At 57.2% G+C, this 22,766-nt stretch carries 23 protein-coding genes; 7 read left to right on the forward strand and 16 right to left on the reverse strand.

Translation table 11 applies throughout. The features are described 5' to 3' along the window. Positions 1-3 precede the first annotated feature (3 nt). The 3 genes from OQ287_RS10505 (at position 4) to brnQ (ending at position 2,871) form a co-directional block, all read left to right on the forward strand. Positions 4-573: an OmpW/AlkL family protein gene (locus OQ287_RS10505; protein WP_250939509.1), complete on the forward strand. Its 570-nt coding sequence runs from the start codon at positions 4-6 to the stop codon at positions 571-573. A gap of 214 nt (positions 574-787) precedes the next feature. Beyond that, positions 788-1,408 carry an OmpW/AlkL family protein gene (locus OQ287_RS10510; RefSeq protein ID WP_250939510.1) on the forward strand — a complete coding sequence of 207 codons (621 nt, stop codon included), beginning with the start codon at positions 788-790 and terminating at the stop codon, positions 1,406-1,408. A 125-nt stretch (positions 1,409-1,533) separates the two neighbouring features. After that, positions 1,534-2,871, forward strand: coding sequence for a branched-chain amino acid transport system II carrier protein (brnQ, locus tag OQ287_RS10515; RefSeq protein WP_265896391.1), 1,338 nt, complete (start codon positions 1,534-1,536; stop codon positions 2,869-2,871). Here the strand turns inward: brnQ and OQ287_RS10520 are convergent. After that, positions 2,868-3,194, reverse strand: a complete 327-nt coding sequence (locus OQ287_RS10520) for a YqcC family protein (protein ID WP_250939512.1) — start codon at positions 3,192-3,194, stop codon at positions 2,868-2,870. The two genes, brnQ and OQ287_RS10520, sit on opposite strands and share 4 nt — an antisense overlap. A 194-nt stretch (positions 3,195-3,388) precedes the next feature. Here OQ287_RS10520 and OQ287_RS10525 point away from each other — a divergent pair, with 194 nt between their 5' ends. The 4 genes from OQ287_RS10525 to OQ287_RS10540 all read left to right on the forward strand — a co-directional run bounded on the left by OQ287_RS10525 (position 3,389) and on the right by OQ287_RS10540 (position 6,377). After that, a complete protein-coding gene (locus OQ287_RS10525) occupies positions 3,389-4,414 on the forward strand; it encodes a DUF3549 family protein (protein ID WP_265896392.1) in 1,026 nt (341 codons plus the stop codon). Between the two features lie 3 nt (positions 4,415-4,417). Continuing rightward, positions 4,418-4,855 (forward strand): ATP-dependent zinc protease family protein, encoded by a 438-nt coding sequence (locus OQ287_RS10530; RefSeq protein WP_250939514.1) that lies wholly within the window; start codon positions 4,418-4,420, stop codon positions 4,853-4,855. A 38-nt stretch (positions 4,856-4,893) separates the two neighbouring features. After that, the gene (gene rimK / locus OQ287_RS10535) at positions 4,894-5,802 is read left to right on the forward strand and encodes a 30S ribosomal protein S6--L-glutamate ligase (RefSeq protein WP_250939515.1); all 909 of its coding nucleotides are present in this window, start codon (positions 4,894-4,896) and stop codon (positions 5,800-5,802) included. Between the two features lie 74 nt (positions 5,803-5,876). Continuing rightward, positions 5,877-6,377, forward strand: coding sequence for a hypothetical protein (locus OQ287_RS10540; protein WP_250939516.1), 501 nt, complete (start codon positions 5,877-5,879; stop codon positions 6,375-6,377). Between the two features lie 12 nt (positions 6,378-6,389). Here OQ287_RS10540 and OQ287_RS10545 read toward each other — a convergent pair whose 3' ends face one another. From OQ287_RS10545 to mutL, 15 genes are all read right to left on the reverse strand, one after another. Continuing rightward, complete coding sequence (locus OQ287_RS10545; protein WP_250939517.1) at positions 6,390-7,043, reverse strand: SanA/YdcF family protein; 654 nt, start codon at positions 7,041-7,043, stop codon at positions 6,390-6,392. Between the two features lie 33 nt (positions 7,044-7,076). Beyond that, on the reverse strand, positions 7,077-7,643 hold the full coding sequence (gene sufT / locus OQ287_RS10550; protein ID WP_407658250.1) for a putative Fe-S cluster assembly protein SufT: 567 nt from the start codon (positions 7,641-7,643) through the stop codon (positions 7,077-7,079). A 10-nt stretch (positions 7,644-7,653) separates the two neighbouring features. Continuing rightward, positions 7,654-8,898 (reverse strand): aminotransferase class V-fold PLP-dependent enzyme, encoded by a 1,245-nt coding sequence (locus tag OQ287_RS10555; RefSeq protein WP_407658251.1) that lies wholly within the window; start codon positions 8,896-8,898, stop codon positions 7,654-7,656. Beyond that, on the reverse strand, positions 8,895-10,226 hold the full coding sequence (sufD, locus tag OQ287_RS10560) for a Fe-S cluster assembly protein SufD (RefSeq protein WP_250939519.1): 1,332 nt from the start codon (positions 10,224-10,226) through the stop codon (positions 8,895-8,897). The genes OQ287_RS10555 and sufD overlap by 4 nt, the downstream gene beginning before the upstream one ends. Continuing rightward, positions 10,223-10,975, reverse strand: coding sequence for a Fe-S cluster assembly ATPase SufC (sufC, locus tag OQ287_RS10565; RefSeq protein WP_250939521.1), 753 nt, complete (start codon positions 10,973-10,975; stop codon positions 10,223-10,225). The genes sufD and sufC overlap by 4 nt, the downstream gene beginning before the upstream one ends. Before the next feature lie 68 nt (positions 10,976-11,043). Then, positions 11,044-12,486: a Fe-S cluster assembly protein SufB gene (gene sufB, locus OQ287_RS10570; RefSeq protein ID WP_250939523.1), complete on the reverse strand. Its 1,443-nt coding sequence runs from the start codon at positions 12,484-12,486 to the stop codon at positions 11,044-11,046. A gap of 56 nt (positions 12,487-12,542) precedes the next feature. Further along, on the reverse strand, positions 12,543-13,010 hold the full coding sequence (locus OQ287_RS10575; protein WP_250939525.1) for an SUF system Fe-S cluster assembly regulator: 468 nt from the start codon (positions 13,008-13,010) through the stop codon (positions 12,543-12,545). 222 nt (positions 13,011-13,232) lie between these two features. Further along, positions 13,233-14,531, reverse strand: coding sequence for an adenylosuccinate synthase (locus OQ287_RS10580; protein WP_250939527.1), 1,299 nt, complete (start codon positions 14,529-14,531; stop codon positions 13,233-13,235). 53 nt (positions 14,532-14,584) lie between these two features. Then, complete coding sequence (locus OQ287_RS10585) at positions 14,585-15,772, reverse strand: ATP phosphoribosyltransferase regulatory subunit (protein WP_265896393.1); 1,188 nt, start codon at positions 15,770-15,772, stop codon at positions 14,585-14,587. 197 nt (positions 15,773-15,969) lie between these two features. After that, on the reverse strand, positions 15,970-16,923 hold the full coding sequence (hflC, locus tag OQ287_RS10590; protein ID WP_250939531.1) for a protease modulator HflC: 954 nt from the start codon (positions 16,921-16,923) through the stop codon (positions 15,970-15,972). Continuing rightward, positions 16,923-18,152: an FtsH protease activity modulator HflK gene (hflK, locus tag OQ287_RS10595; protein ID WP_250939533.1), complete on the reverse strand. Its 1,230-nt coding sequence runs from the start codon at positions 18,150-18,152 to the stop codon at positions 16,923-16,925. The genes hflC and hflK overlap by 1 nt, the downstream gene beginning before the upstream one ends. Before the next feature lie 44 nt (positions 18,153-18,196). After that, positions 18,197-19,504 carry a ribosome rescue GTPase HflX gene (gene hflX / locus OQ287_RS10600; RefSeq protein ID WP_250939535.1) on the reverse strand — a complete coding sequence of 436 codons (1,308 nt, stop codon included), beginning with the start codon at positions 19,502-19,504 and terminating at the stop codon, positions 18,197-18,199. 15 nt (positions 19,505-19,519) lie between these two features. Beyond that, on the reverse strand, positions 19,520-19,768 hold the full coding sequence (hfq, locus tag OQ287_RS10605) for an RNA chaperone Hfq (protein ID WP_250939537.1): 249 nt from the start codon (positions 19,766-19,768) through the stop codon (positions 19,520-19,522). A 116-nt stretch (positions 19,769-19,884) separates the two neighbouring features. Then, positions 19,885-20,829: a tRNA (adenosine(37)-N6)-dimethylallyltransferase MiaA gene (miaA, locus tag OQ287_RS10610; protein WP_407658252.1), complete on the reverse strand. Its 945-nt coding sequence runs from the start codon at positions 20,827-20,829 to the stop codon at positions 19,885-19,887. Positions 20,830-20,834: 5 nt separating this feature from the next. Next, positions 20,835-22,760, reverse strand: a complete 1,926-nt coding sequence (mutL, locus tag OQ287_RS10615) for a DNA mismatch repair endonuclease MutL (RefSeq protein ID WP_265896394.1) — start codon at positions 22,758-22,760, stop codon at positions 20,835-20,837. Positions 22,761-22,766 lie beyond the last annotated feature (6 nt).

Below are 22,766 nucleotides of genomic sequence, written 5' to 3' on the forward strand. Positions count from 1 at the left end.
ATCATGAAACTCGCTAAACTGATTTCCGCTACCGTTATTGTCGGCGCTTCTGCAATGGCCGCTCAGTCTGCACTGGCTTATGGCGCAGGTGATGTCTTTGTTCGCGGTGATGTTTCCAAGACCGACTCCGCAGCCAGCGGCAAGTACGATGATGATACCGGCTGGACTGGCGGTATCGGCTACATGGCTACTGACAAGCTGGGTGTCGAGCTGAATACCAGCGATCGCACCAAGTTTGAAAATGAAAATACCGGTGCCAGCTTCAAGGCGCGTCCCTACAGCCTGCTGGCTCAGTACTACCCGCTGGGTGGCACGGATGCCAAGGTACAGCCTTATGTAGGCGGTGGCATGACCTACGTTCGCTTCAATGGCGAAAACAGCAACCAGCAAAGCATCGACAGCTCTGCATGGGGCTGGACTGGCCAGGCCGGTGTTGACCTGAACGTCACCAACAACTGGGCACTCAATGGATTCGCTCAGTACACGGATGTCAGCGCTCAGCAGAGCGGCGACAGCGGTCACCTCGACCTGAACCCGCTGACTGTCGGCGGTGGTGTGACTTACCGCTTCTGATCGTCGATTGCCATGTCGACTCAAGGCCGCCCTCGGGCGGCCTTTTCAATGCCTGTAATTCCTGGTAAAAAACTCAGGTATTTAAATCTAATCTAATTAAGATTAATGTGTGACAACTTGTCTCACGACAGACGTTTATCCCGCCGTTAAGGTGTCGCTACGAACAGTGTTCGCAAAAAAACCAAAGCGATACATCCTACAAGGGACAAACGTCATGAAAACCGGTCATCTCCTCCCGGCACTGATCATTGCAGCTGGCACCCTCCCCCTTTCTCAATCGGCACTGGCGTCCTATGGCCAGGGCGATTTCTTCACCCGAATCGGCGTGGCCAAGGTATCTCCCAAAAGTGACAACGCCAATGTAGGCGGTGCTGACCTCGACGTTGACGACTCCTCCGGTTTCGCCATGACCCTGGGGTATCGTTTTCTGGACAACTGGGGCGTCGAACTGTTGGCCGCACAGCGCTTCAAACACGATATCAACCTGGACGGTGACAAGGCAGGATCAACCAAACATCTCCCGCCGACGCTGACACTGCAATACTATCCGCTGGGTGGCACTGATGCGCGAGTCCAGCCTTACGTAGGTGGCGGCGTCAACTACACTCGCTTCAGCAGCGAAAAGCTGGACAGCGGTGCCAGTCTCGACATGGATGACTCCTGGGGATGGGCGGCCCAGGCCGGGGTAGATCTGCTGATAAACGACCACTGGGCAGTTAACGCAGCAGCCTGGTATCTTGACATTGACTCCGACGCGACAATCGGCGGAGCCACCAAAACGACAGTACATATCGATCCCATTGTCGTCATGGGCGGTATCAGCTACCGCTTCTGAGTCTTTTCTGCAAAATAAAGGGCAGGCACATCGGTGCCTGCTTTTTTGTCAGCGCAGCAGTGATCTGGGATAATCCGCGTCCCCCGTGTTTGACACGCCTTCGCTGATTACCAGTACAGATACTCATGCCTTCTACTCCCCGATTAACCCTGTCCAACGCCCTCGCCCTGGGCCTCATGACCTTTGCGCTGTTTCTGGGCGCCGGCAATCTTGTCTTCCCCCCTCAGGTCGGTCAGCAGGCCGGTACCGATGTCTGGCCGGCTGCCCTGGGCTTTTTAACCACCGGAGTAGGTCTGCCGGTACTCGGCATCGTGGCTGTCGCCGTGTCAGGTGGTGGGCTTGACCGCATTCTTTCACCGCTGCCACGCTGGGCAGCCACGCTGTTCGGACTGGCCATATATCTGAGCATCGGGCCCATGTTTGCTATGCCGCGTACGGCTACCGTGTCATGGAGCATGGGTGCAGAACCCTTTTTCGGTCAGGCATCGTCGCTGGATCAGACCCTGTACATCATCGGCTTTTTCAGTATTGCCGTTACGCTGTCCCTGATGCCCGGCAGGCTGGTCGATGTAGTTGGCAAGTGGATTACACCACTGCTGATCATTCTGCTGGTGATTCTGGCCGGTGCCACCGTTCTCTTTCCTCAGGGCCCTTTGGGTAGCGTATCTCCGCAGTGGCAGGATGCCCCTTTTGCTCAGGGTTTTCAGCACGGCTACATGACCATGGACATGCTGGCGTCAATGGTCTTTGGCATCCTGATTGTCAATGCCATACGCAGCAAGGGCGTGACCGATACGGCCAGCCTGACACGCTACACCCTGCTGGCCGGACTGGTCGCAGGCATCTGCCTGTCGGGCGTATACCTGCCACTGACGTACATGGGAGCAACAAGCCACCTCGTCGCGCCCGGCGCCGGCAGTGGCGAACTGATCCCTGCTTACGTCAATGCCCTGTTCGGCCCGACGGGCAATGTATTACTGGCCGCCGTCATTACACTGGCCTGCCTGACGACGGCCATCGGCCTTCTGACCGCCTGTGGCGAATACTTTCACGGCCTGATGGAGCGTGTGTCCTATCGCACCATCGTCATCATCCTTGGTGTACTGGGTGTGGTGGTAGCATTACAGGGGCTTTCCACGCTGATACAGGTTTCTGTACCCGTTCTGAGTGCCCTTTACCCTCTGGCCATCGTAGTGATCCTGCTCAGTCTCGTGCGTCCGTTCCTGCCCCACCCTGGAAGAATGTTCAATGCAGCCTTGCTACTGACTCTGCCCGCCGGGCTGCTGGACGGACTGGCTGCCGCCCATCTTCTGGATGCCTGGCCAGCCCTGAGCACCTTCAAGGAAGCACTGCCGCTGGCCAGGGAACAGGCCGACTGGCTGATGCCGGCACTGGCAGGCATTGGTCTGGGGGCAATTCTTCAGTTTATTCCGTCCCCCGACCGGCGTACTGAAACGGCCTAGGCATCATTCATGATGCCGTCGATACGCTCCAGAGCCTGAATCAGGGGTAGCCGTTTACCTGTCGGATATTCCTTCAGGTAAAGCTCCGCGGCCGGTGCGATGCTTGAAGGTGACGGGAAAGCCGTACCGGCATCAATCAGAGCCTGTAATCGAGCCAGCAGGACGTAACGAAGCCATTGCGGCAAGGACATGGTATCAACGCAAAAAGGCTCACGGCTCATGAAGGCCTGGGGCTGGGGCACCTCCTGCTTCCAGACATCAGCGGCCTTCATGGCCGCTTCGAGTTCACGCATCGCCTGCTGCATTGCTTCACTTTGCGACATGAATTACCTCACATTGGGATTTGACTGTGCTGCCCCCGATATCATGCACAATTACCCTGAATGAGCATGTGGATAACACGGGGACAACTTCGTGTAGCCTTGAGCGCATGCCGCTCGCGGCAAACTGATTACTTTTTAACCACCTCGATTGAACATCGAATGTACATTCATGATTTCAGGAGCAGGGACACACCATGTCAGCACCGCCCTTGACGCTATCAGGCATTTTCGAACAGGCCAGTATTTCCCCCCGGCTATATCATCTGGGACGAGAAATAGCGCCCTGCTCCCCAGAAACCTTTCAGGCATTTGAAGACCAGCGATTGCCCTGGCCACTGCCCTGGCAGCAGCGAGCACGGGTCGCTATAACCTTCGCGCCTCCTGGCGACAGTACATCAACCCCTCTGGTCTGGTTTCTGGCCTTTCCACTGGATGAACAGGGCCTTCTGGAGCCCGCCATGCGGGACGGTTTTATCCACCGCCTGCTGGCAACACTTGGTCAACAGCCACTGGATGCACTGGCTCCCGTGGAAGGAGTGGATCCACTCATGAAGGACAATCCGCTGGCCTTTGATCCGCCGCCACTGACCATGGCACTGTTTCATGCCCTGGCTGCACGTGATGCAGGTCAACCGGCCAGTCGTTTTTCCGAAATGGCAGAGAGCTATTTTAACGGGTTGTCGACGCGTGAGCACGGATCATCGCTTGGCTGGCAGGGCGTGGCTGACATTGTGGCGAGAAAGGATGAGACCCGTGAACGCCAGTGGGCAATGTGTCTTGATGCACTTGATGATCAGGCACTGCAGGCGCTTTGTGCCTGCCTTGAATTCTTCCCGCCAACAACGCCTGAACTGCTTGAAGCCCTGGCCGAACAAAATAGCGTGCGTACCGGAGAAGTAGCGTATAGTTGCGCACGCGCGGGACTGGCGAGCCGGGAAGGCCGTGCATCCCAATGGGCCGATACCCTGCTTGGTCGTGATGTCCTGGCCGATGAAGACCTCGCGATTCTGGCAGTGCGAGGCTGGCATCATCTGGAACATGAAACCAGACTTGCCTCCTTTCTGGAGCACCTCGCGCGCTCGTCTACACTGGATATGTCCAGATGGCTAAAAGAGCTGGCACTGCTGCCAAGACTTCGACTGCCCCTGATCATGATGCTGCGCGACGCCCCGGAAGATTCGGCGCTGGCCCTACGACTATCACCTGTGACCCGACACTGACTCATGACATCACTGCCCTATGAACCTCGTGCCATTATCGGTCGGCGTGAAATAGTCACGCTGCCCGAACTTGAGCTGACACTGCCATGCAAGGTGGATACCGGTGCACGCACCTCCGCCCTGCATGCCGAGCATATTCATTCCTTTGAGCGTGAAGGCCACTGGTATGTGCGCTTTACCAGCTGGGGCGGTAATGACAACAATATATCGCGCCAGTTCGAGCTGCCGCTGTATGACCGACGCCAGGTCAAAAGCTCGAATGGACACAGCGAAAATCGCTGTGTCATCCGTACCCTGATGAAACTGGGCGAGCTTTCCTATGATATCGAGCTGACACTGGTCAATCGCCAGGAAATGCGTCATCCCATGCTGCTTGGGCGTCGCGCCATGCGCCGGCTACTGGTTGCTCCGGGCGCTTCATTTTTGCACGACACACCCTAGATCACGGACTGGTCGTTACAATTACAAGGACATCTGCCATGCATATCGCTATTTTGTCACGCAACCGTTCACTGTATTCAACACGTCGCCTTGAAGAAGCGGCCAGAGAACGTGGTCACACTGTCAGGGTTATTGATACGCTGCGGTGTTACATGAATATCGCCTCTCACCGCCCCACTATTCATTACAAGGGTGAGGAACTCGAAAAGTTCGATGCCGTTATCCCGCGGATAGGGTCATCGGTCACCTTTTACGGCTGCGCCGTATTGCGCCAGTTTGAAATGATGGGCACCTATGTGCTTAACGACTCCGTATCCATTACCCGCTCGCGCGACAAGCTCCGGTCATTGCAGTTGCTCTCGCGCAAGGGCCTTGGCCTGCCGGTTACCGGGTTTGCACACTCTCCGGATGATATTCCGGACCTGATCAAGATGGTCAAGGGCGCACCGCTGGTTATCAAGTTGCTGGAAGGCACCCAGGGGATTGGCGTGGTACTGGCTGAAACCAATCAGGCAGCAGAAAGCGTCATTCAGGCCTTCATGGGCATGAAAGCCAATATCATGGTTCAGGAATATATCAAGGAAGCCAAGGGCGCGGACCTGCGCTGCTTTGTTGTCGGAGACAAGGTAGTGGCCGCCATGAAACGTCAGGCGGCTGATGGCGAATTTCGTTCCAATCTTCATCGGGGCGGCACGGCAAGCGCCATTCGCATTACCCCCGAGGAGCGCTCGACTGCCATCCGAGCGGCCAAGGCCATGGGCCTGCGTGTAGCCGGTGTGGACCTGCTGCGCGCCAATCATGGCCCGGTCATAATGGAGGTCAACTCGTCACCCGGCCTTCAGGGAATCGAATCCACCACCCAGGCGGATATTGCAGGTTTGATTATTAGCCATATTGAAAAAAACGCGACCGAAAAGCCACGCGTTCCGCCAAAGCCACGTGGCTGAGGTTTGATCCGGGGTCGGGCTCTGGCACACTGACCACAGCATTTCTACTTTAGCGTCACCGGAGGTGACTGCGCATGTTTCTCGATAATCGCCAGGTGGCGATGGACAGCCTGCTCGAAGCGCTGGCTGACAGTCTGGATTACTACCAGGACAATGTTGAACGCCTGCGTGATTCGGTACGCGATGCACTGACGCCCTGGTTCAACCAGCGTACGGCAGACCTCAAGACGCTGCAGACCCAGTGCAAGACTCATCTTGACCTGCTGCCTCGGGATGCCGATGTCGAGCGTGATGATTACATGTGGCTCTGGAGTCGGCTGAAAAGCTTCGTGGGTGATGACAGTCAGGTACTGATCAATGAGCTGCTCGAGCAGGAACGTGTTCTGATGCAGTCCCTGTCCACGGCATTTACCCACGATCTGCCGGAAGATATCGATAAAACACTGGAACGCCTCTGGTCTGACTGCAGGTCCCTGATTCGGGAACTGTACCGTCAGCAGAAAAAGGAGAGGGGCCACCGCCCTCCCAAACAACGTCGCGCCGGTAAACGCCAGCGCACGTCTTCAGGAAAGTAACGCGGCCACGCCCTATCCGGCCGTCAATGGCACCGTGGGCCCGAGAAAATGCGGGCGTCGGTGCCAAAGATAGAGATCCCCTACCGTTGCAGCCCGCGCCAGCCATTCCCTGGCGCGCATCTCGACATCCAACCGTGGGGCGTCGGCATGAGCCACGCAGCCCTGTACATTCATGCCCAGCTGGTCGGCAATGAACAGTGCGCGCGGCAAGTGCCAGCTCTGAGTTACCAGCAGTGCCTGATCGACCTTGAACACCTGCTGCGCACGCACCAGGGTGTCGAAGGTACTGAAACCGGCAAAATCCAGCGTCATGGCACTGTCAGGCACTTTCTGCCGATGCAGGTCACGCCACATGTAACGTGGTTCATTGTAATAGCGAGTACGGTTATCACCGGAAAGCAGTAGATGATCAACCAGCCCCAGCCGGTAGAGCTGAGCGGCAGTATTCATGCGAGCATGAAAGTGCGGGTTCGCTCCTCCCCCACGCAGGCCGTAGGATGTTCCGAATACGATGCCTACAGGCACGGGAGGGCAATCAAGAATGTCGGTATGTATCTGGTCGCGTGTGGACAGGATGACCCATGCATTCAGGGCTGCAAGAATGGCCAGCCCTGTCATTAGAGACCAGGCCGTAGCCCGGATAGCCACTGCGGCCAGTTTTTTCATGCCTGCCCCGTTACCGCGAAAATAGGTCCGCTGCTAGAACATGCCCAGTTCAAGCTGAGCAGTTTCGCTCATCATGTCACGAGACCAGGGCGGATCAAAGACCAGCTCGATATTGACCTTGCTGATCTGAGGCGCCCCCAGAATCTTGTGGCGCGCATCCTCGGCAATCACATCTCCCATGCCGCACCCGGGTGCGGTCAGGGTCATCCGAATATTGACCACACGCTCACCGGAAATCAGCGTATCGAGCCGGCACCCATAGACCAGACCGAGCTCCACGATATCCACCGGTATTTCCGGGTCAAAGCAGGTACGAAGCTGCTCCCATATAAAGGCCTCGATCTCGTCATCGGAAGCGTGTTCATCCAGCGTCGGCCGGGGAACGGAGGACAGTCCAAGCGCATCCAGCTGATGCCCTTCGACAAGATACAGGCGACCTTCAAGAGCCACACTGACCGAGCTGCCCATCGCCTGCATGACCTGAACGACAGCATCTTCATTCAGCGTAACCGATTTGCCGAACGGGATCGAAATGGCCTCTACATCACGCTGAAGGGGCATTTGCTGCCCCTTCGTTACTCCTTGAAGCTTGTTCGCCATCATCGACTCCTCAGCGCACCATGGCCAGAACGCGCTCAAGCGCGTCTACAAAGGCATCGACTTCTTCCAGCGTGTTGTACACCCCGAAAGAGGCGCGGCAGGTAGCGTCCAGCCCAAAGCTTCGTAACAGCGGCTGTGCACAGTGGTGGCCGGTACGAATGGCGACACCGAACTGATCAATCAGAAGACCGATATCCTGAGAGTGGGCACCTTCAACAACAAAGGAAATCACTCCGCATTTTTCAGGCGCCTGGCCAATGATGCTCAGCCCGTCAATGGACTGCATGCGCTCTGTTGCATGCGTGAGCAGACGCTGCTCCCAGTCACTGACCAGGTCAAAGTGCAGACTGGTCAACCAGCGAATGGCCCTGTCCAGTGCCACGGCCTCGGCAATGGCCGGCGTTCCCGCCTCGAACTTGTGAGGCGGCGCCGCAAAGGTCGTACCATCATCGAAGCTTACGCGGGAAATCATTTCTCCACCGCCCTGCCAGGGCGGCATGGCATCAAGCAGCTCGTAACGCCCGTAAAGTGCACCAATACCGGTAGGACCATAAATCTTGTGGCCGGAGAACGCGTAAAAATCAACGTCCATTTCGGTCACGTCAACCCGGGCATGTGCCACGGCCTGCGCACCATCCACCAGAATCAATGCACCGTGATCATGCGCGATGTCGGCCATCTCACGGATCGGATTGATCGTACCCAGTGCGTTGGATACATGAGTAACGGCAACGAGGCGTGTGCGCTCGGTAAACAGGGCCTGATAGGCCTGCATATCGAGTACACCGCGCTGGTCGACGGGAATCACCTTTACCGTAATGCCAAGCGAGGTGGCCAGCATCTGCCAGGGCACGATGTTGGAATGATGCTCCATGGCGGAGATCATCACCTCGTCCCCTTCCCGAAGATTGGCACGCCCCCAGGTATTGGCAACCAGGTTAATGGCCTCGGTGGTTCCTCGGGTGAAGATGATTTCCTCAACCCGAGCGGCATTGAGGAACTCACGCACTGTGTCTCGCGCCTGCTCGAATGCCGCAGTCGCCTCGTCAGCCAGGGTATGCAACCCGCGGTGAATATTGGCGTTGTAACGCCGAAAGTAGTCATTCCATGCCTCAAGCACTGGCTCCGGCGTCTGCGTGGTGGCCGCATTGTCCAGATACACCAGGGGTTTGCCGTCATGGAGTTCACGCCCCAGGATCGGAAACTGGGCACGAATCGCATCTACATCCAGCATCAGTGCTGAGTCCATCATCATGCGTCAGCGGCCTCTACAAGATCCTGAAGATTGAAACGGTCCGGCAACTTCCCGGCAACCGCTCGCTCGATCCGAGTGGCAATGGACGGCAATGTGACACTTTCCATGACCTCGCCGGCAAAGGCCAGCGTCAGCAGACCGCGCGCCATTGCTTCATCAATGCCGCGGGCGCGAAGGGCAAAAATCGCCTTTTCGTCCAGCTGCCCCGTGGTCGTGCCGTGGGAGCACTGCACATCGTCGGCGTAGATCAACAGTTCAGGCTTGGTATCAATCTCGGCCCGGTCGGACAGCAACAGGTTGGCATTGCTTTGATAGCCACGAACCTGCTGTGCATCACGTTTGATATGCACCAGACCATTGAACACACCTCGAGCACGGTCATCCAGGATGCCCTTGTAGTTCTCGTTGGAGAACGTACGCGGGGCGTTATGGTGGACCTTGGTGTGGTTATCCATATGCTGGCGCCCACGGCCGAAAAAGAGGCCGTAATAATCGCATACGGCATTTTCGTCATTCAGCTCGGCAACAATGTCATTACGGGCAATTGCAGCGCCAAGATTGAGGTTGAACGAACGAAAATGGCTGTCACGGGTCTGCTCGATGTGCAGGCTACTGATGTGGAATTCGCTGGTCGCTGCTTCCTGCAGGCGGTAATGCACTACCTGTGCGCCCTTGCCAGTAAAGACTTCACTGACCACATTGGTCAGATTGGCTGCCTCACTGTCACCGGTGTAATGCTCGATCACCGTGACCTGGCTCTGACTGGCAGCATCGATCAGTATTCGGGGGTGGCTCATCACCGGCGTTTCGTGGTGACGCGAGACGAACAGCAGATAAACCGGCTTGTCCAGCACCACCCTTCGGCCGATGCGAATCACTGCCCCTTCGCCCATGAACGCTGTATTCAGTGCGGAGAACGGTGAAAAATCCACGTTATTGAGACGGCCCAGCTGCCCCCCCACGGCTTCGTGATTATCAGCCAGCGCCCGAGACAACGGCTCGACCGTGACATCACTGCCCAACGCATCTACATCAGACAATGACGAGTTGAAGATGCCATCCACGAACACAAGACGATACGCGTCGATGCCTATAGAAAACGCGTCGCACTGCTCGGCACTCAGCTCGTTGCTGTCAGCCAGCGTAAAGCTCTGACGCGCAATGGCGGACACATCCGTATATTTCCACTCTTCATCCTTGCGGCCGGGAAACCCCACGGCCTCGAAACGGGCAGCGCCTGCCTGACGCCGCGCGGCTATCCAGCTTGGTTCGGCATCCAGGGGCTGCCGCGCACCGAGCTGGTCCAGAAAGCCCTGCACTTGACTCATGCCACACTCCCTTCGGTCAGCCAGTCGTAGCCGCGCTCTTCAACATCCAGTGCCAGACTCTTGTCACCGCTTTTCACCACGCGGCCGTCCACGAGAACGTGAACTACATCGGGAACGATATGGTCAAGGAGGCGCTGATAGTGAGTCACCATCAGGATGCCACGGTCGGCACCGCGCAATGAGTTGACCCCCTCCGCCACTACTTTCATGGCATCGACGTCCAGCCCGGAGTCGATCTCGTCCAGCAGTGCCAGACGGGGTTGCAGGACCAGCATCTGAAGAATTTCGTTGCGTTTTTTCTCACCGCCGGAAAAGCCTTCATTGACAGCACGCTGCAGAAAGCTGTTATCCATTTTCATGTAGGCCAGCTTTTCACGGATCAGCTTCATGAACTCGGGCGCAGGAATTTCCTCTTCACCACGTGCTTCACGCTGGGCATTGAGTGCTGCTTTCAGCAGATATACATTCTTGACGCCCGGAATCTCGACCGGATACTGAAAGCCCATCAACAGGCCGGCACGGGCCCGTTCCTCGACTTCCATTTCCAGAAGGTCCTTTCCTTCAAATGTAATGCTGCCCTGCGTCACCTCGTAACCGTCATTACCGGCCAGTACTGCAGACAGTGTGGACTTGCCCGCCCCGTTCGGCCCCATGATCGCGTGCACTTCACCCGGATTGATCGTCAGGTTGATTCCTTTCAGGATTATCTTGCCATCTACGCTGGCGTGCAGGTCTTTAATCTCAAGCATGGTCAAACCTCAAAAAATGTACCGTGGCGCCGCCCCGGGCGACGCCTCGCAATAGGGGTAGCGCGCAATCAGCCTACCGAACCTTCAAGCGTGACGCTCAACAGTGCTTCGGCTTCAACCGCAAACTCCATCGGCAGCTCCTGGAAGACATCCTTGCAGAAGCCATTGACGATCATGCTGACCGCATCTTCTTCATCAATGCCGCGGCTCTTGCAGTAAAACAGCTGGTCTTCACCGATCTTGGAGGTTGTTGCCTCGTGCTCGACCATCGCCTTGCTGTTGCTGATTTCCTGATAAGGGAAGGTATGAGCACCGCACTTGTCCCCGATCAGCAGCGAATCACACTGGGTAAAGTTGCGCGCATTTTCGGCCCGCGGTGAAATCTTGACCAGCCCGCGGTAGGACTGATCACTGCGACCTGCGGCAATACCCTTGGAAACGATGGTGGAGCTGGTGTTCTTGCCGATGTGAATCATCTTGGTGCCGGTATCTGCCTGCTGGCGACCGTTGGTGACCGCTACCGAATAGAACTCACCCTTGCTGCCATCGCCACGCAGCAGACAGGAGGGGTATTTCCAGGTAATGGCAGAACCGGTTTCAACCTGCGTCCAGCTGATGCGCGAGCGATCGCCGCGACAATCACCTCGTTTGGTCACGAAGTTGTAGATACCGCCCTTGCCGTTTTCATCACCCGGATACCAGTTCTGTACCGTGGAGTACTTGATGTAGGCATCTTCCATCGCCACCAGCTCGACAACTGCCGCATGAAGCTGGTTTTCGTCACGCATCGGCGCCGTGCAGCCTTCCAGGTAGGATACCTGCGCCTGTTTTTCGCAAATGATCAGCGTTCGCTCGAACTGACCGGTATTGGCGGCATTGATACGGAAATAGGTGGAAAGCTCCATCGGGCAGGTAACGCCTTCCGGAATGTAAACGAAGGAGCCATCGGTAAAGACCGCAGCATTCAGGGCAGCAAAATAATTATCGCCCCGCGGTACGACCGTACCCAGATATTTCTTGATCAGTTCCGGATGTTCGCGGATGGCTTCGGAGATGGAGCAGAAGATCACGCCGGCATCAGCCAGCTTGTCCTTGAAGGTCGTCGCCACGGAGACGGAATCAAAAACGGCATCTACTGCCACGCCGGCCAGGGCTGCGCGCTCGTGCAGGGGAATACCAAGCTTTTCGTAGGTTTCCAGAAGCTTCGGATCCACCTCGTCCAGGCTCTGAGGACGATCCTCGGGACGCTTGGGCGCACTGAAATAGGAAATGGCCTGATAATCAATCGGCGGGTAATCAAGGTGGGCCCAGCTCGGGCTTTCCATCTTCAGCCACTGATGATAAGCCTCAAGCCGCCACTGAAGCATCCAGTCAGGCTCGTTTTTCTTCTGGGAGATGAAGGCAATGGTGTCTTCAGTCAGTCCCGGAGGCGCTGTATCACTTTCGATGTCCGTCACAAACCCTTGGGTATATTCGCGACGAACGAGCTGTTCCATCTCTTCACTAGCCATGGTGCTCTCCCTGGTCGGGCTCTTTTTTATGTCGGCCCGAAGCATGAATCTGTTGCCTAGGCGTCGCTGATGCTCGCCACGGAAACACTTTGAATAGGCAGCATGAGAGGCAGCTTGATTGGCGCAGTCTGCGCCAGATCTGCCAGTGTCACGCTATCGAGAAACTGCCGTATGGCCATCGAGACACGCTGCCAGTTGTCGGCCACGCCACAGGTTGCTGCCAGTTCACAGACACTGCCGTCCTGACTGCACTCCGTCATGGCCACTGGCCCTTCAATGGCACCGATAATCTCGCTGACCGAAATCTGATGGGGCGAGCGCGCCAGACGATAACCGCCCTGGGCCCCCCGCCGGGACGTCAGAAGCCCCGCCTGCATCAACATTTTCAGTGTTTTGCTGACGGTAGGCCTCGGTACGCCAACGGCGTCAGACAATTCCGCGGCGGCGTGCGCGCTGTCCGGATAGCGCGCTATCTGCGCCATCACGACCGCTGCGTAATCGCTCATCCTGGATAGTCTCAACATGTACCGTGTTACCTCCCGCCGTATTGAGGACCATTCTAGTCCTCATTGGTTTTGATGTGAAGGTTGAGTGCGTTATCAGCCTGATAGGATCACGTTAATGGCGTTTCATGGCTTTTAATGAAAATGACAACCATTACCAAACATTTGCAACCGACCCCTTCCCCTGGCCGAAACATAAAAAAAGCGCCCCCTGTCGGGAGCGCTTTAGCCAATCACGATCACTCAGTCATCGAGGAACGGGTTGCGCAGTACGATCGTTTCATTACGATCCGGACCGGTGGAAATGATATCGATGGGCGTCCCCACCTGCTCTTCCAGGAAGGCGATGTAACGGCGTGCATTCTCCGGCAGCTCATCAAGCTTGATGATACCCACCGTCGACTCACTCCAGCCCGGCAGCTCATGATAGACGGGCTCAATGGCGCTATAGCCCTCACTATCTACCAGGTTGTCGATCAGATCGCCATCCTTGGTGCGGTAACCGGTACAGACACGGATGTTTTCAAGACCATCGAGCACGTCCAGTTTGGTCAGGCAGATCCCGGAGACCGAGTTGATCTGGACGGCATGACGCAGCGCCACGGCATCAAACCACCCACAGCGACGCGCACGGCCGGTCGTTGCGCCGAACTCATGCCCCTTCTCTGCCAGGTGACGACCAAATTCGTCAAACAGCTCGGTCGGGAACGGCCCCGAACCTACTCGCGTGGTATAGGCCTTTGTAATACCCAGCACATAATCAAGGTACAACGGACCGACACCGGACCCTGTCGCAGTACCACCTGCGGTGGTATTGGAGCTGGTTACGTACGGATAGGTACCGTGATCGATATCCAGCAATGATCCCTGGGCTCCCTCGAACATGATATTTTCGCCGGCCTTGCGGAAATCATGCACCAGACTTACGGTATCGCAGACCATCGGGCGAAGTTCATCGGCCATGGCCATGGCATGATCCAGCACCTGCTGGAAGTCTACCGGCTCTTCGCCGTGATAATGCTGAAGCACAAAATTGTGGTAATCCAGCACTTCACCCAGCTTGCTGGCGAACCGTTCGCGGTGAAGCATATCGCCAAGGCGCAGGCCACGACGAGCGACCTTGTCCTCGTAGGCGGGACCAATACCACGCCCTGTTGTACCGATCTTGGCAATGCCACGGGCCTTTTCGCGTGCCTGATCAAGCCGCACATGATACGGCAGAATCAGCGGACAGGCCGGAGACAGGCGCAGGCGCTCACGTACCGGCACGTCATTGTCTTCCAGCTCCTTGATTTCATCGATCAGTGCTTCAGGTGACAGAACGACACCGTTGCCGATGATGCAGGTAACATCCGGACGCAGGATGCCTGAAGGAATCAGGTGAAGGACCGTTTTCTTTCCATCGAGCACCAGGGTATGGCCTGCGTTGTGACCGCCCTGAAAGCGAACCACCGCAGATGCTGATTCGGTCAGCAGATCCACGACCTTGCCCTTGCCTTCGTCACCCCATTGAGTGCCGAGTACTACAACGTTCTTGCCCATGACGTTCATCTCTACCATATCGACTGGTTAAAAAAAAAACGTGCGGCTGACGCCTATCCGTTATTGGCCAGAGGACGGACCTGCCACTGTCCGCCATCCACTACCAGCTCGCGATGACACCGGTGTCCGGTCCAGGCATCCTGACCCGGCAGCGCCTGTACAACGCGCTCCCCTTCTGCACGCAGAGCCTGAACGGCCTGCTGAAGGGTCGGGTCATCAAGCGATGGCGCCAGAATGCCATCCACGGGTGGCTCGGAATTTTCGAGCGAAGCCAGCAGCTTGAGATCCATGGAGCATCCGGTCGCGGGCCGTGGCCGACCAAAGGCACCGCCGGTACCGTCATAGCGCCCCCCCTTGGCCAGTGCCTGGCCGTATCCCTGCACATAGGCGGCAAACACCATGCCGGTGTGGTACTGATACCCACGAAGCTCGGCAAGATCAAAGTAAAGCGCCACATTACCGTGACTGGCGATCAGCCGGGAATGAAGTTGCGCCAGGTAATCAAGCGCAGCCATCACCGGCGCCGGGGCACCGGTAAAGAGCTCGCGCGCCTGATCGATGACTTCCGCCCCACCATGCAGCCGCGGCAACGCCTTGAGCATGCCAGCAAGAGACGCGTCATCAACGCCTGCATCAACAAGGCCATCGATATCCTCAAGCGCCTTGCGCTCGATGGCTTCGAACAGCTGATGACGCAGGGAAGCGTCCAGGCCGGCAGCTTCCATCAGAGCGCGATAAATACCGATATGGCCAATGGCCAGATGTATATTGTTCGCCCCGGCGACACTCAGGCTGGTCAGCACCAGTTGAATGATTTCGACATCGGCATCAATGCCTGCATGGCCGAAAAGCTCAAGTCCTACCTGCACCGGGCTGCGACCGCCCTGATGCTCATCAGCCTGAGCACGCAGCACATGGGCGCAGTAACAAAGCCGTACCGGGCCTTCGCGGCGCAGCGAATGGGCGTCCATCCGGGCGACCTGAGGGGTAACGTCAGCGCTGATCCCCATCATGCGACCGGTCATCTGATCGGTCAGCTTGAAGGTCTGGAGGTCCAGATCGGTACCGGTGCCCGTCAACAGGGAATCAAGAAATTCTACCGGCGGGGGGACAACCATGTCGTAGCCCCAGCGGTAATAGGTATCAAGCAGCGTGCGACGGAGCGATTCCATGCGCAGTGCCTGAGGAGGCAGTACTTCATCCATGCCATCAGGAAGAAGCCAGCGGTCAGAGATGGTCATATACCGTGTCCTGCGTAAATCCAGTGCTGCAGCGAAGGTGGTGGCCGGTGGGCCAGTAGCCTGACCCAACGACATCTCCGGGATGTCATCGACGGGTTGTGCACCATCAGGCGCACAAAAAAACCGGGCTGAAAGCCCGGTTTCGTCAAGAGTCTAACATGTTTTACGTCTGGATAAAGACCCCGATTGGTCCTTTATCACGGCGCTGTCGACTCGCCTGTCGGTGACCTGAAGTACTTGAAAAAGTCACTTTTCGGATCAAGCACCATCATGTTTTTGCTGCTGCTGTCGAAGCTGTCACGATAGGCTTCAAGCGACCGATAGAAGCGGAAGAAATCCTCGTTCTGGCGGTAGGCACCGGCATAGATGGTGGATGCCTTCGCATCCCCCTGGCCACGAATGGTCTCGGAGGTTTCGCGTGCATCGGCCAACAGGGCCTTGCTTTGCTGATCGGCCTTGGCCTTGATTTCCTCGGACTCCTGACGCCCTTCGGCACGATAGCGCTGCGCCTCACGCTGACGCTCACTGCGCATGCGCTCGTAAACGGCCTGAGACACTTCATTGGGCAGATCGATACGCTTCACGCGAATGTCCAGAATAGCCACACCGAGCTCGCTACGCATAGCCGCATCAAGGTCATTGGTGGGCTTGTCCATCGTCTCTTCCTTCAGCGCCTTGCTATCCTGCTTTTCGGGCTCGGGCTTCTCCTTTTGCTGAGCAGCCGCCACGGACCGATCTGCCACGATATCGCTGAGTTCAAGTCGACCAAACTCATTACGCAGACGCTCGTCAACGCGAGGAGCAATCAGGCGCTCTGCCATCTGCTCGTCACCACTGGTGGCTTCGTAGTAGCTTTGCGGATTGATGATCTTCCACTTGACGTAGGAGTCAACAATAACGGCCTTCTTGTCCTTGGTGAGATAGCGACTTGCCGACGCATCCAGTGACATGACACGACCATCAAAGGTCTTGACCGTATTCAGAAGCGGCCATTTGAAATGAAGGCCGGGCTGAATATCCTTTTCGACGATCTCGCCAAAGCGCAGCTTGATGGCTCGCTGAGTCTCATTGACGATGTACATGCTGCTGTTGCCGATCCAGGCCACAACGGCCAGCACCGCGATGATGGCCAGGGCGCGATTATTAAGCATTAGCGACCCTCCCGGGTAGTGGAATACTGCTGACGGACAGGCTCAACGACCTTGCGGGAGATATCCCGGAGTTCATCAAGATTGACGCCCTTCGAGGAGGAAGCCTGGCTCGAGGATGCACTACCTGTTCCGCTTTCAAGGCCATCCAGCGGCAGAATCAGCGCGTTACCCTGCGTCAGATCCACCAGTGCCTTGCCGGTATGCGAGAAAATATCGCTCATGGTATCCAGGTAGAGCCGGTCACGTGTGATATCCGGAGCCTGAACATAGGCGGAATTAAGACTCAGGAAGCGGTTGGCCTCACCCTGGGCACGGGATACGGCATTCTTGCTGTAAATGTCCGCTTCACGTTCGATCCGGTAAGCCTGACCACGTGCCTGTGGAAGAACCGAGTTGGCATAGCCGCGGGCATCGTTGATGGCACGCTCACGATCTTCACGAGCACGGATGACATCATCAAAGGCATCCTGTACCTGATCAGGTGCAGATGTACTTTCGACGTTGACCGCCTTGAGCTGAAGACCCACGCCATAGGCGTTGAGGTAGGACTGAAGACGCGTGGTGACGTTGGATGCCAGCAGTTCACGACCGGATGTCAGAATATCATTCATCACGGTCTGGCCAGCGACATAACGCAGCGCGGAGTCCGTGGCATTTTCAAGACTGAGTTCCGGTGCACGAACGTTCAGGATGTAGTCACGCGGGTTGGATACCACGTACTGAACCGACATCTTGACCTTAACGATGTTCTCGTCCTGGGTCAGCATCGAAGCCGTCTGGGACAGCGAGCGTACCTTGGTCACGTTGACTTCACGCACTTCGTCCACGAAGGGCGCGTTCCAGTGAAGGCCAGGGCCCACGGTTTCGGTGTACTTGCCAAATCGCAGTACCACTCCGCGCTCGGACTGATCCACCAGGTAGAAGCCGGAGGCAAACCAGACACCAGCCAGCACGACCACGATCAGGGCCGGCAGCGCAAAGGCATTACGCTTGTGCCCGTTATCGTCAGGTGAACTGCCGTTGCCGCCATTACCGCCCTTGCCACCACGCTTGCCGAACAGGCCACCGAGCTTGTTCTGAATGTCCTTCAGCGCCTCATCAAGGTCCGGGGGGCCGCCTCCGTTTCTGGAAGGCCGGTCCGGCTTTTTATCGTCATCACGGCGACCACCACCACTCCAGGGGTCATGTGAATTATTGTTTCCACCACCACCCGGCTCGTTCCAGGCCATAGATCAGTCTCCACTCAACAAGTTGCAAAGGGCGCCAAAGGGTCTCAGTAAGCGTCTTCAAAATACGATTCAGGCAGATAATCTTCCGGACGTTCATCACCTCGGGACAACAACTGAAGAAAGTCCCGTTCAGGCAGACGAATGGCCAGCCGAGTATTGCCCTGCTCGTCGAACGCTTCGTCACGAACGGCATTCAGTTCGTGCAATTGTGCACGTAACCAGCCCTTTTGGGGCGGCAACGTAAGTTCGAGATCAACCATGTCGACAGCAAGACGTGCCGTCAGGGCTTCTCGCAGCAGATCGAGGCCCGTGCCTTCCTGTGCCGAAACCCATACTGCCGTCGGAGCATGGTAGTCATCCTGCTCGATACGTGGCGAGGAACCCAGCAGATCAATCTTGTTCATGACAAGAAGCTGCGGCACCTGATCAGCACCGATTTCCACCAGCACCTTGTTGACTTCAGCGATATTGGACTCTCGCTCGGGGTCGGCAGCATCAATGACATGAATCAGAAGATCCGCCTGAGCAGCTTCCTCAAGTGTCGCCTTGAAGGCTTCAACCAGCTTGTGAGGCAGATGGCGGATAAACCCTACGGTATCGGCCATGACGATCGGGCCAACATCGTGAATTTCCACTCGTCGCAGGGTAGGGTCCAGGGTTGCAAACAATTGATCAGCCGCGTAGACATCGGCCGAGGTCAGCGTATTGAACAGCGTGGACTTGCCGGCGTTGGTATATCCGACCAGTGATACGGTCGGAATTTCACCGCGATCACGCGCTCGGCGATTCTGTTCACGCTGACGACGTACCTTGTCCAGCCGCTTGTGAATGGCCTTGATGCGGGCGCGCAGCAGACGTCGGTCGGTTTCAAGCTGGGTTTCACCCGGACCACGAAGACCGATCCCCCCCTTCTGACGCTCAAGGTGAGTCCAGCCCCTGACCAGCCGCGTCGACATGTATTCAAGCTGGGCCAGTTCGACCTGCAGCTTGCCCTCATGCGTTCGCGCCCGCTGGGCAAAAATATCGAGAATAAGCCCGGTACGGTCAAGTACACGGCATTTCAGCTCGCGTTCGAGATTACGTTCCTGGGAAGGAGAAAGGGCATGGTTGAACAGCACCACTTCCGCTTCATGCGCAGCAATGATGGCACGAAGTTCATCAAGCTTGCCCTCACCCAGAAAGGTTCTGGGATCCGGGTTTCTGCGGCTGCCTTCCAGCAGCGCGGCAGGAACCGCACCCGCAGAGCGGGCCAGTTCCATGAATTCTCCAGCGTCTTCACGCTGGTCCGCCGCCTGAAAATCAATATGCACCAGGACGGCGGTTTCACCTGAGCCGGGACGTTCAAAGAACAAATAGCGCCTCTCTCATCAACTTTCCTGACCGGGTTGCGCAGGATCCTGCGCCGGCAGGCGAACATTACGGGACGGAACAACCGTGGAAATAGCGTGCTTGTATACCATCTGGCTTACGGTATTGCGCAAAAGGATCACGAACTGATCGAAGGATTCGATCTGACCCTGCAGCTTGATACCGTTGACCAGAAAGATCGAAACCGGAATACGCTCTTTGCGCAGGATGTTCAGGTAAGGGTCTTGAAGGGATTGTCCTTTGGACATGTTGCTCTCCCGAATCTAATAAGAGTTATGTGTTGGTATTCGTTGTCGTTAAATGCGCGCAAGGCAATCCACGTCCAGAGCAGCACGACACCATGAACGTGACCGCTCATGTTACGCTAAGTGCAGTCACCACGCACGATTTTCAAGGTGACTTCAAGTGCATCTTCAGTCAGGGGATCAACCCAGCGGGCATCATCCCAGCGTCTGAGCCAGGTCAGCTGCCGCTTGGCAAGCTGTCGGGTAGCAATAATCCCTCGCTCACGAAGGGCATCAAGATCATGATCCCCACGCAAATACTCAAGCACCTGACGATACCCAACGCTTTTCATGGCAGGCAGTTCAGCAGACAGGGCCATCTTGTGGCAAAGGGCCCGAACCTCCTCCACCAGGCCCTGTTCCAGCATGAGATCAAACCGGATGGCTATCCGCTTGTGCAGTATCCTGCGATCTGACGGACACAGGACAATGGGCCGGGGAATAAAGGGAAGCGACTGGCTCTGCTGCGCCTCCCAGTGCGCCGTCAGCGTGCGCCCGCTGATGCGATAGACTTCCAGCGCACGCATCAGTCGCTGCGGATCATTGGGATGAATGCGGGCCGCAGATACCGGGTCTACCGAGGCCAGCTCTGCATGGAGGGCCGCAAGCCCCTCCTGCTCTGCCTGTCGAACCAGTACCTTTCGCACATCGGCATCCGCAGAGGGCATGCTGGCCGCACCATCCACCAGCACCTTGAAATACAGCATGGTGCCGCCCACCAGTACCGGCATCCGTCCTGCGGCATGAATATCCTGAATATGCGCCAGCGCATCCTGCCGGAACTCGGCCGCACTGTATGGTTCATCAGGCTCTCGAATGTCGATCAGCCGGTGTGGCGCCCGGGCAAGCTCTTCCGGGGACGGCTTGGCCGAACCGATATCCATGCCACGATAGACCATGGCAGAATCGACACTGATGAGTTCCGCCCCCAGCCGTTCATGAAGCGCCATGGCCAAGTCGGTTTTTCCTGACGCGGTCGGCCCCATTATAAAAGGAACCACCGGCAGTGATGAAGATGCCGTCATGCCGCTTATTGTCCCCTCAAAAACAGTTTATCGAGCTGGGTCATCGAAAGCTCCGTCCAGGTGGGACGGCCATGATTGCACTGACCGCTGCGCTCGGTGTGTTCCATATCCCGTAGCAGGGCGTTCATTTCCGGCAGGGTCAGACGCCGATTGGCCCGAATACTGCCGTGGCAGGCCATGGTGGACAGAATTTCGTTCAAATGTGCTTCGATACGGTCAGAGCGGCCAAAGCGCTCAAGCTCGACCAGCATGTCACGCACCAGGGACTCTACATCTGCCTTGCCCAGCAAAGCCGGCACCTGACGTACAAGCAGTGTTTCGGGGCCGCCCGGCTCCAGTACAACGCCGAGCCGCTCGAAGGCCTCAGCCTCCTGTTCAGCCACTTCAAGCTGCGGTGCAGCGGCCGCCATGGATACGGGAACGAGCAGCGGCTGCGCCTGGAGCTGACCGGACAGCCACTGCTGCTTCATTCGTTCGTAGGTAATACGCTCATGGGCAGCATGCATGTCCACCACGACCATTCCACGCTCGGTCTGGGACAGAATGTAGACGCCATGAAGCTGGGCCACCGCATACCCCAATGGCGGAGTCTCGGTACCAGTGTCCTCAGGCATGGAAGGGGAAGATGCCGTCCGTGATGAAGAGGAATCCTCAGGTGCCGGTACCCCGCCCCCTGGCGTCAACAGGCTGGCTTCATGCTCGGGGTGCAGGGCTCGATAACCGGCCATGAACTCCCGCACCCGATGCTCCCCCGCCGGCTGCGACGATGCAGAAGCGGGCCAGTCACGGCTGCCACTCTGCTCAGGGCGCAGTGACATGGCCTGCTGCTGCCAGTCCGGGGCGGTGTCAACGTCAGAGGTTCGAGCGTCTGCTTCCTGATCCTGACTGTCGCGCTCGGCCGGCCTTACATCCGCCAGCGCCTTGTGTAGGCTTGAAAACAGAAAGTCATGTACCAGTCGGCCATCCCGAAAACGCACTTCATGCTTGGTCGGGTGGACATTGACGTCCACTACCGCCGGGTCCAGTTCAAGATACAGGACAAAAACCGGATGGCGGCCATGAAACAGCACGTCACGGTAGGCCTGGCGGACCGCGTGTGCGACCAGCCGATCGCGAATGACCCGACCATTGACGAAGAAATACTGCTGATCGGCCTGAGCACGGGTATGAGTGGGAAGCCCCACCCAGCCCGACAGGCGAAGCCCGGTAGCTTCAATATCGATATGCAGGGCATTTTTCAGAAACTCCCGACCCAACAGGGTCGCAATGCGCTGCTCGCCCGCCAGCTCACTGTCGCACGGCCCCAGTTGATGCACCGGCTTCTGGTTGTGTCGCAGTGACCAGCCAATATCAAACCGTGACAGAGCGAGGCGACGAAAGACCTCCTCAACATGATTGAGCTCGGTCTTTTCAGTACGAAGAAACTTGCGGCGAGCTGGCGTATTGAAGAAAAGGTCACGCACCGTCACGCTCGTGCCCCGCGGATGAGGCGCCGGCGTGACGCTTGACTGCATGTCACGCCCTTCAGCCGTCACCCGCCAGGCCTGGCTGGTATCATCGTAAGTATTGGAAAAAAGCTCCAGCCGGGATACCGAACTGATTGCGGCCAGGGCCTCGCCTCGAAAGCCGAGGCTTTGTACCCCTTCCAGATCGCTCAGGCTTTCAATCTTGCTGGTGGCATGACGCGACAGGGCCAGTGGCAAATCATCGTGACCGATGCCGCGGCCGTTATCACGCACACGAATCAACCGGGCGCCTCCGGCCTCCAGTTCGATATCGATCCGGCGCGCACCGGCATCGATGGCATTTTCCACCAGCTCCTTGATGACGGACGAGGGGCGCTCGACCACCTCACCGGCAGCAATCTGGTTGGCCAGCCGGGGTGGCAGCACCTGAATACGGCGCTGCTGATCTACACTCACGGTACTCATGATGAC

Source organism: Larsenimonas rhizosphaerae (genome assembly GCF_026240105.1).
GTDB lineage: Bacteria > Pseudomonadota > Gammaproteobacteria > Pseudomonadales > Halomonadaceae > Larsenimonas > Larsenimonas rhizosphaerae.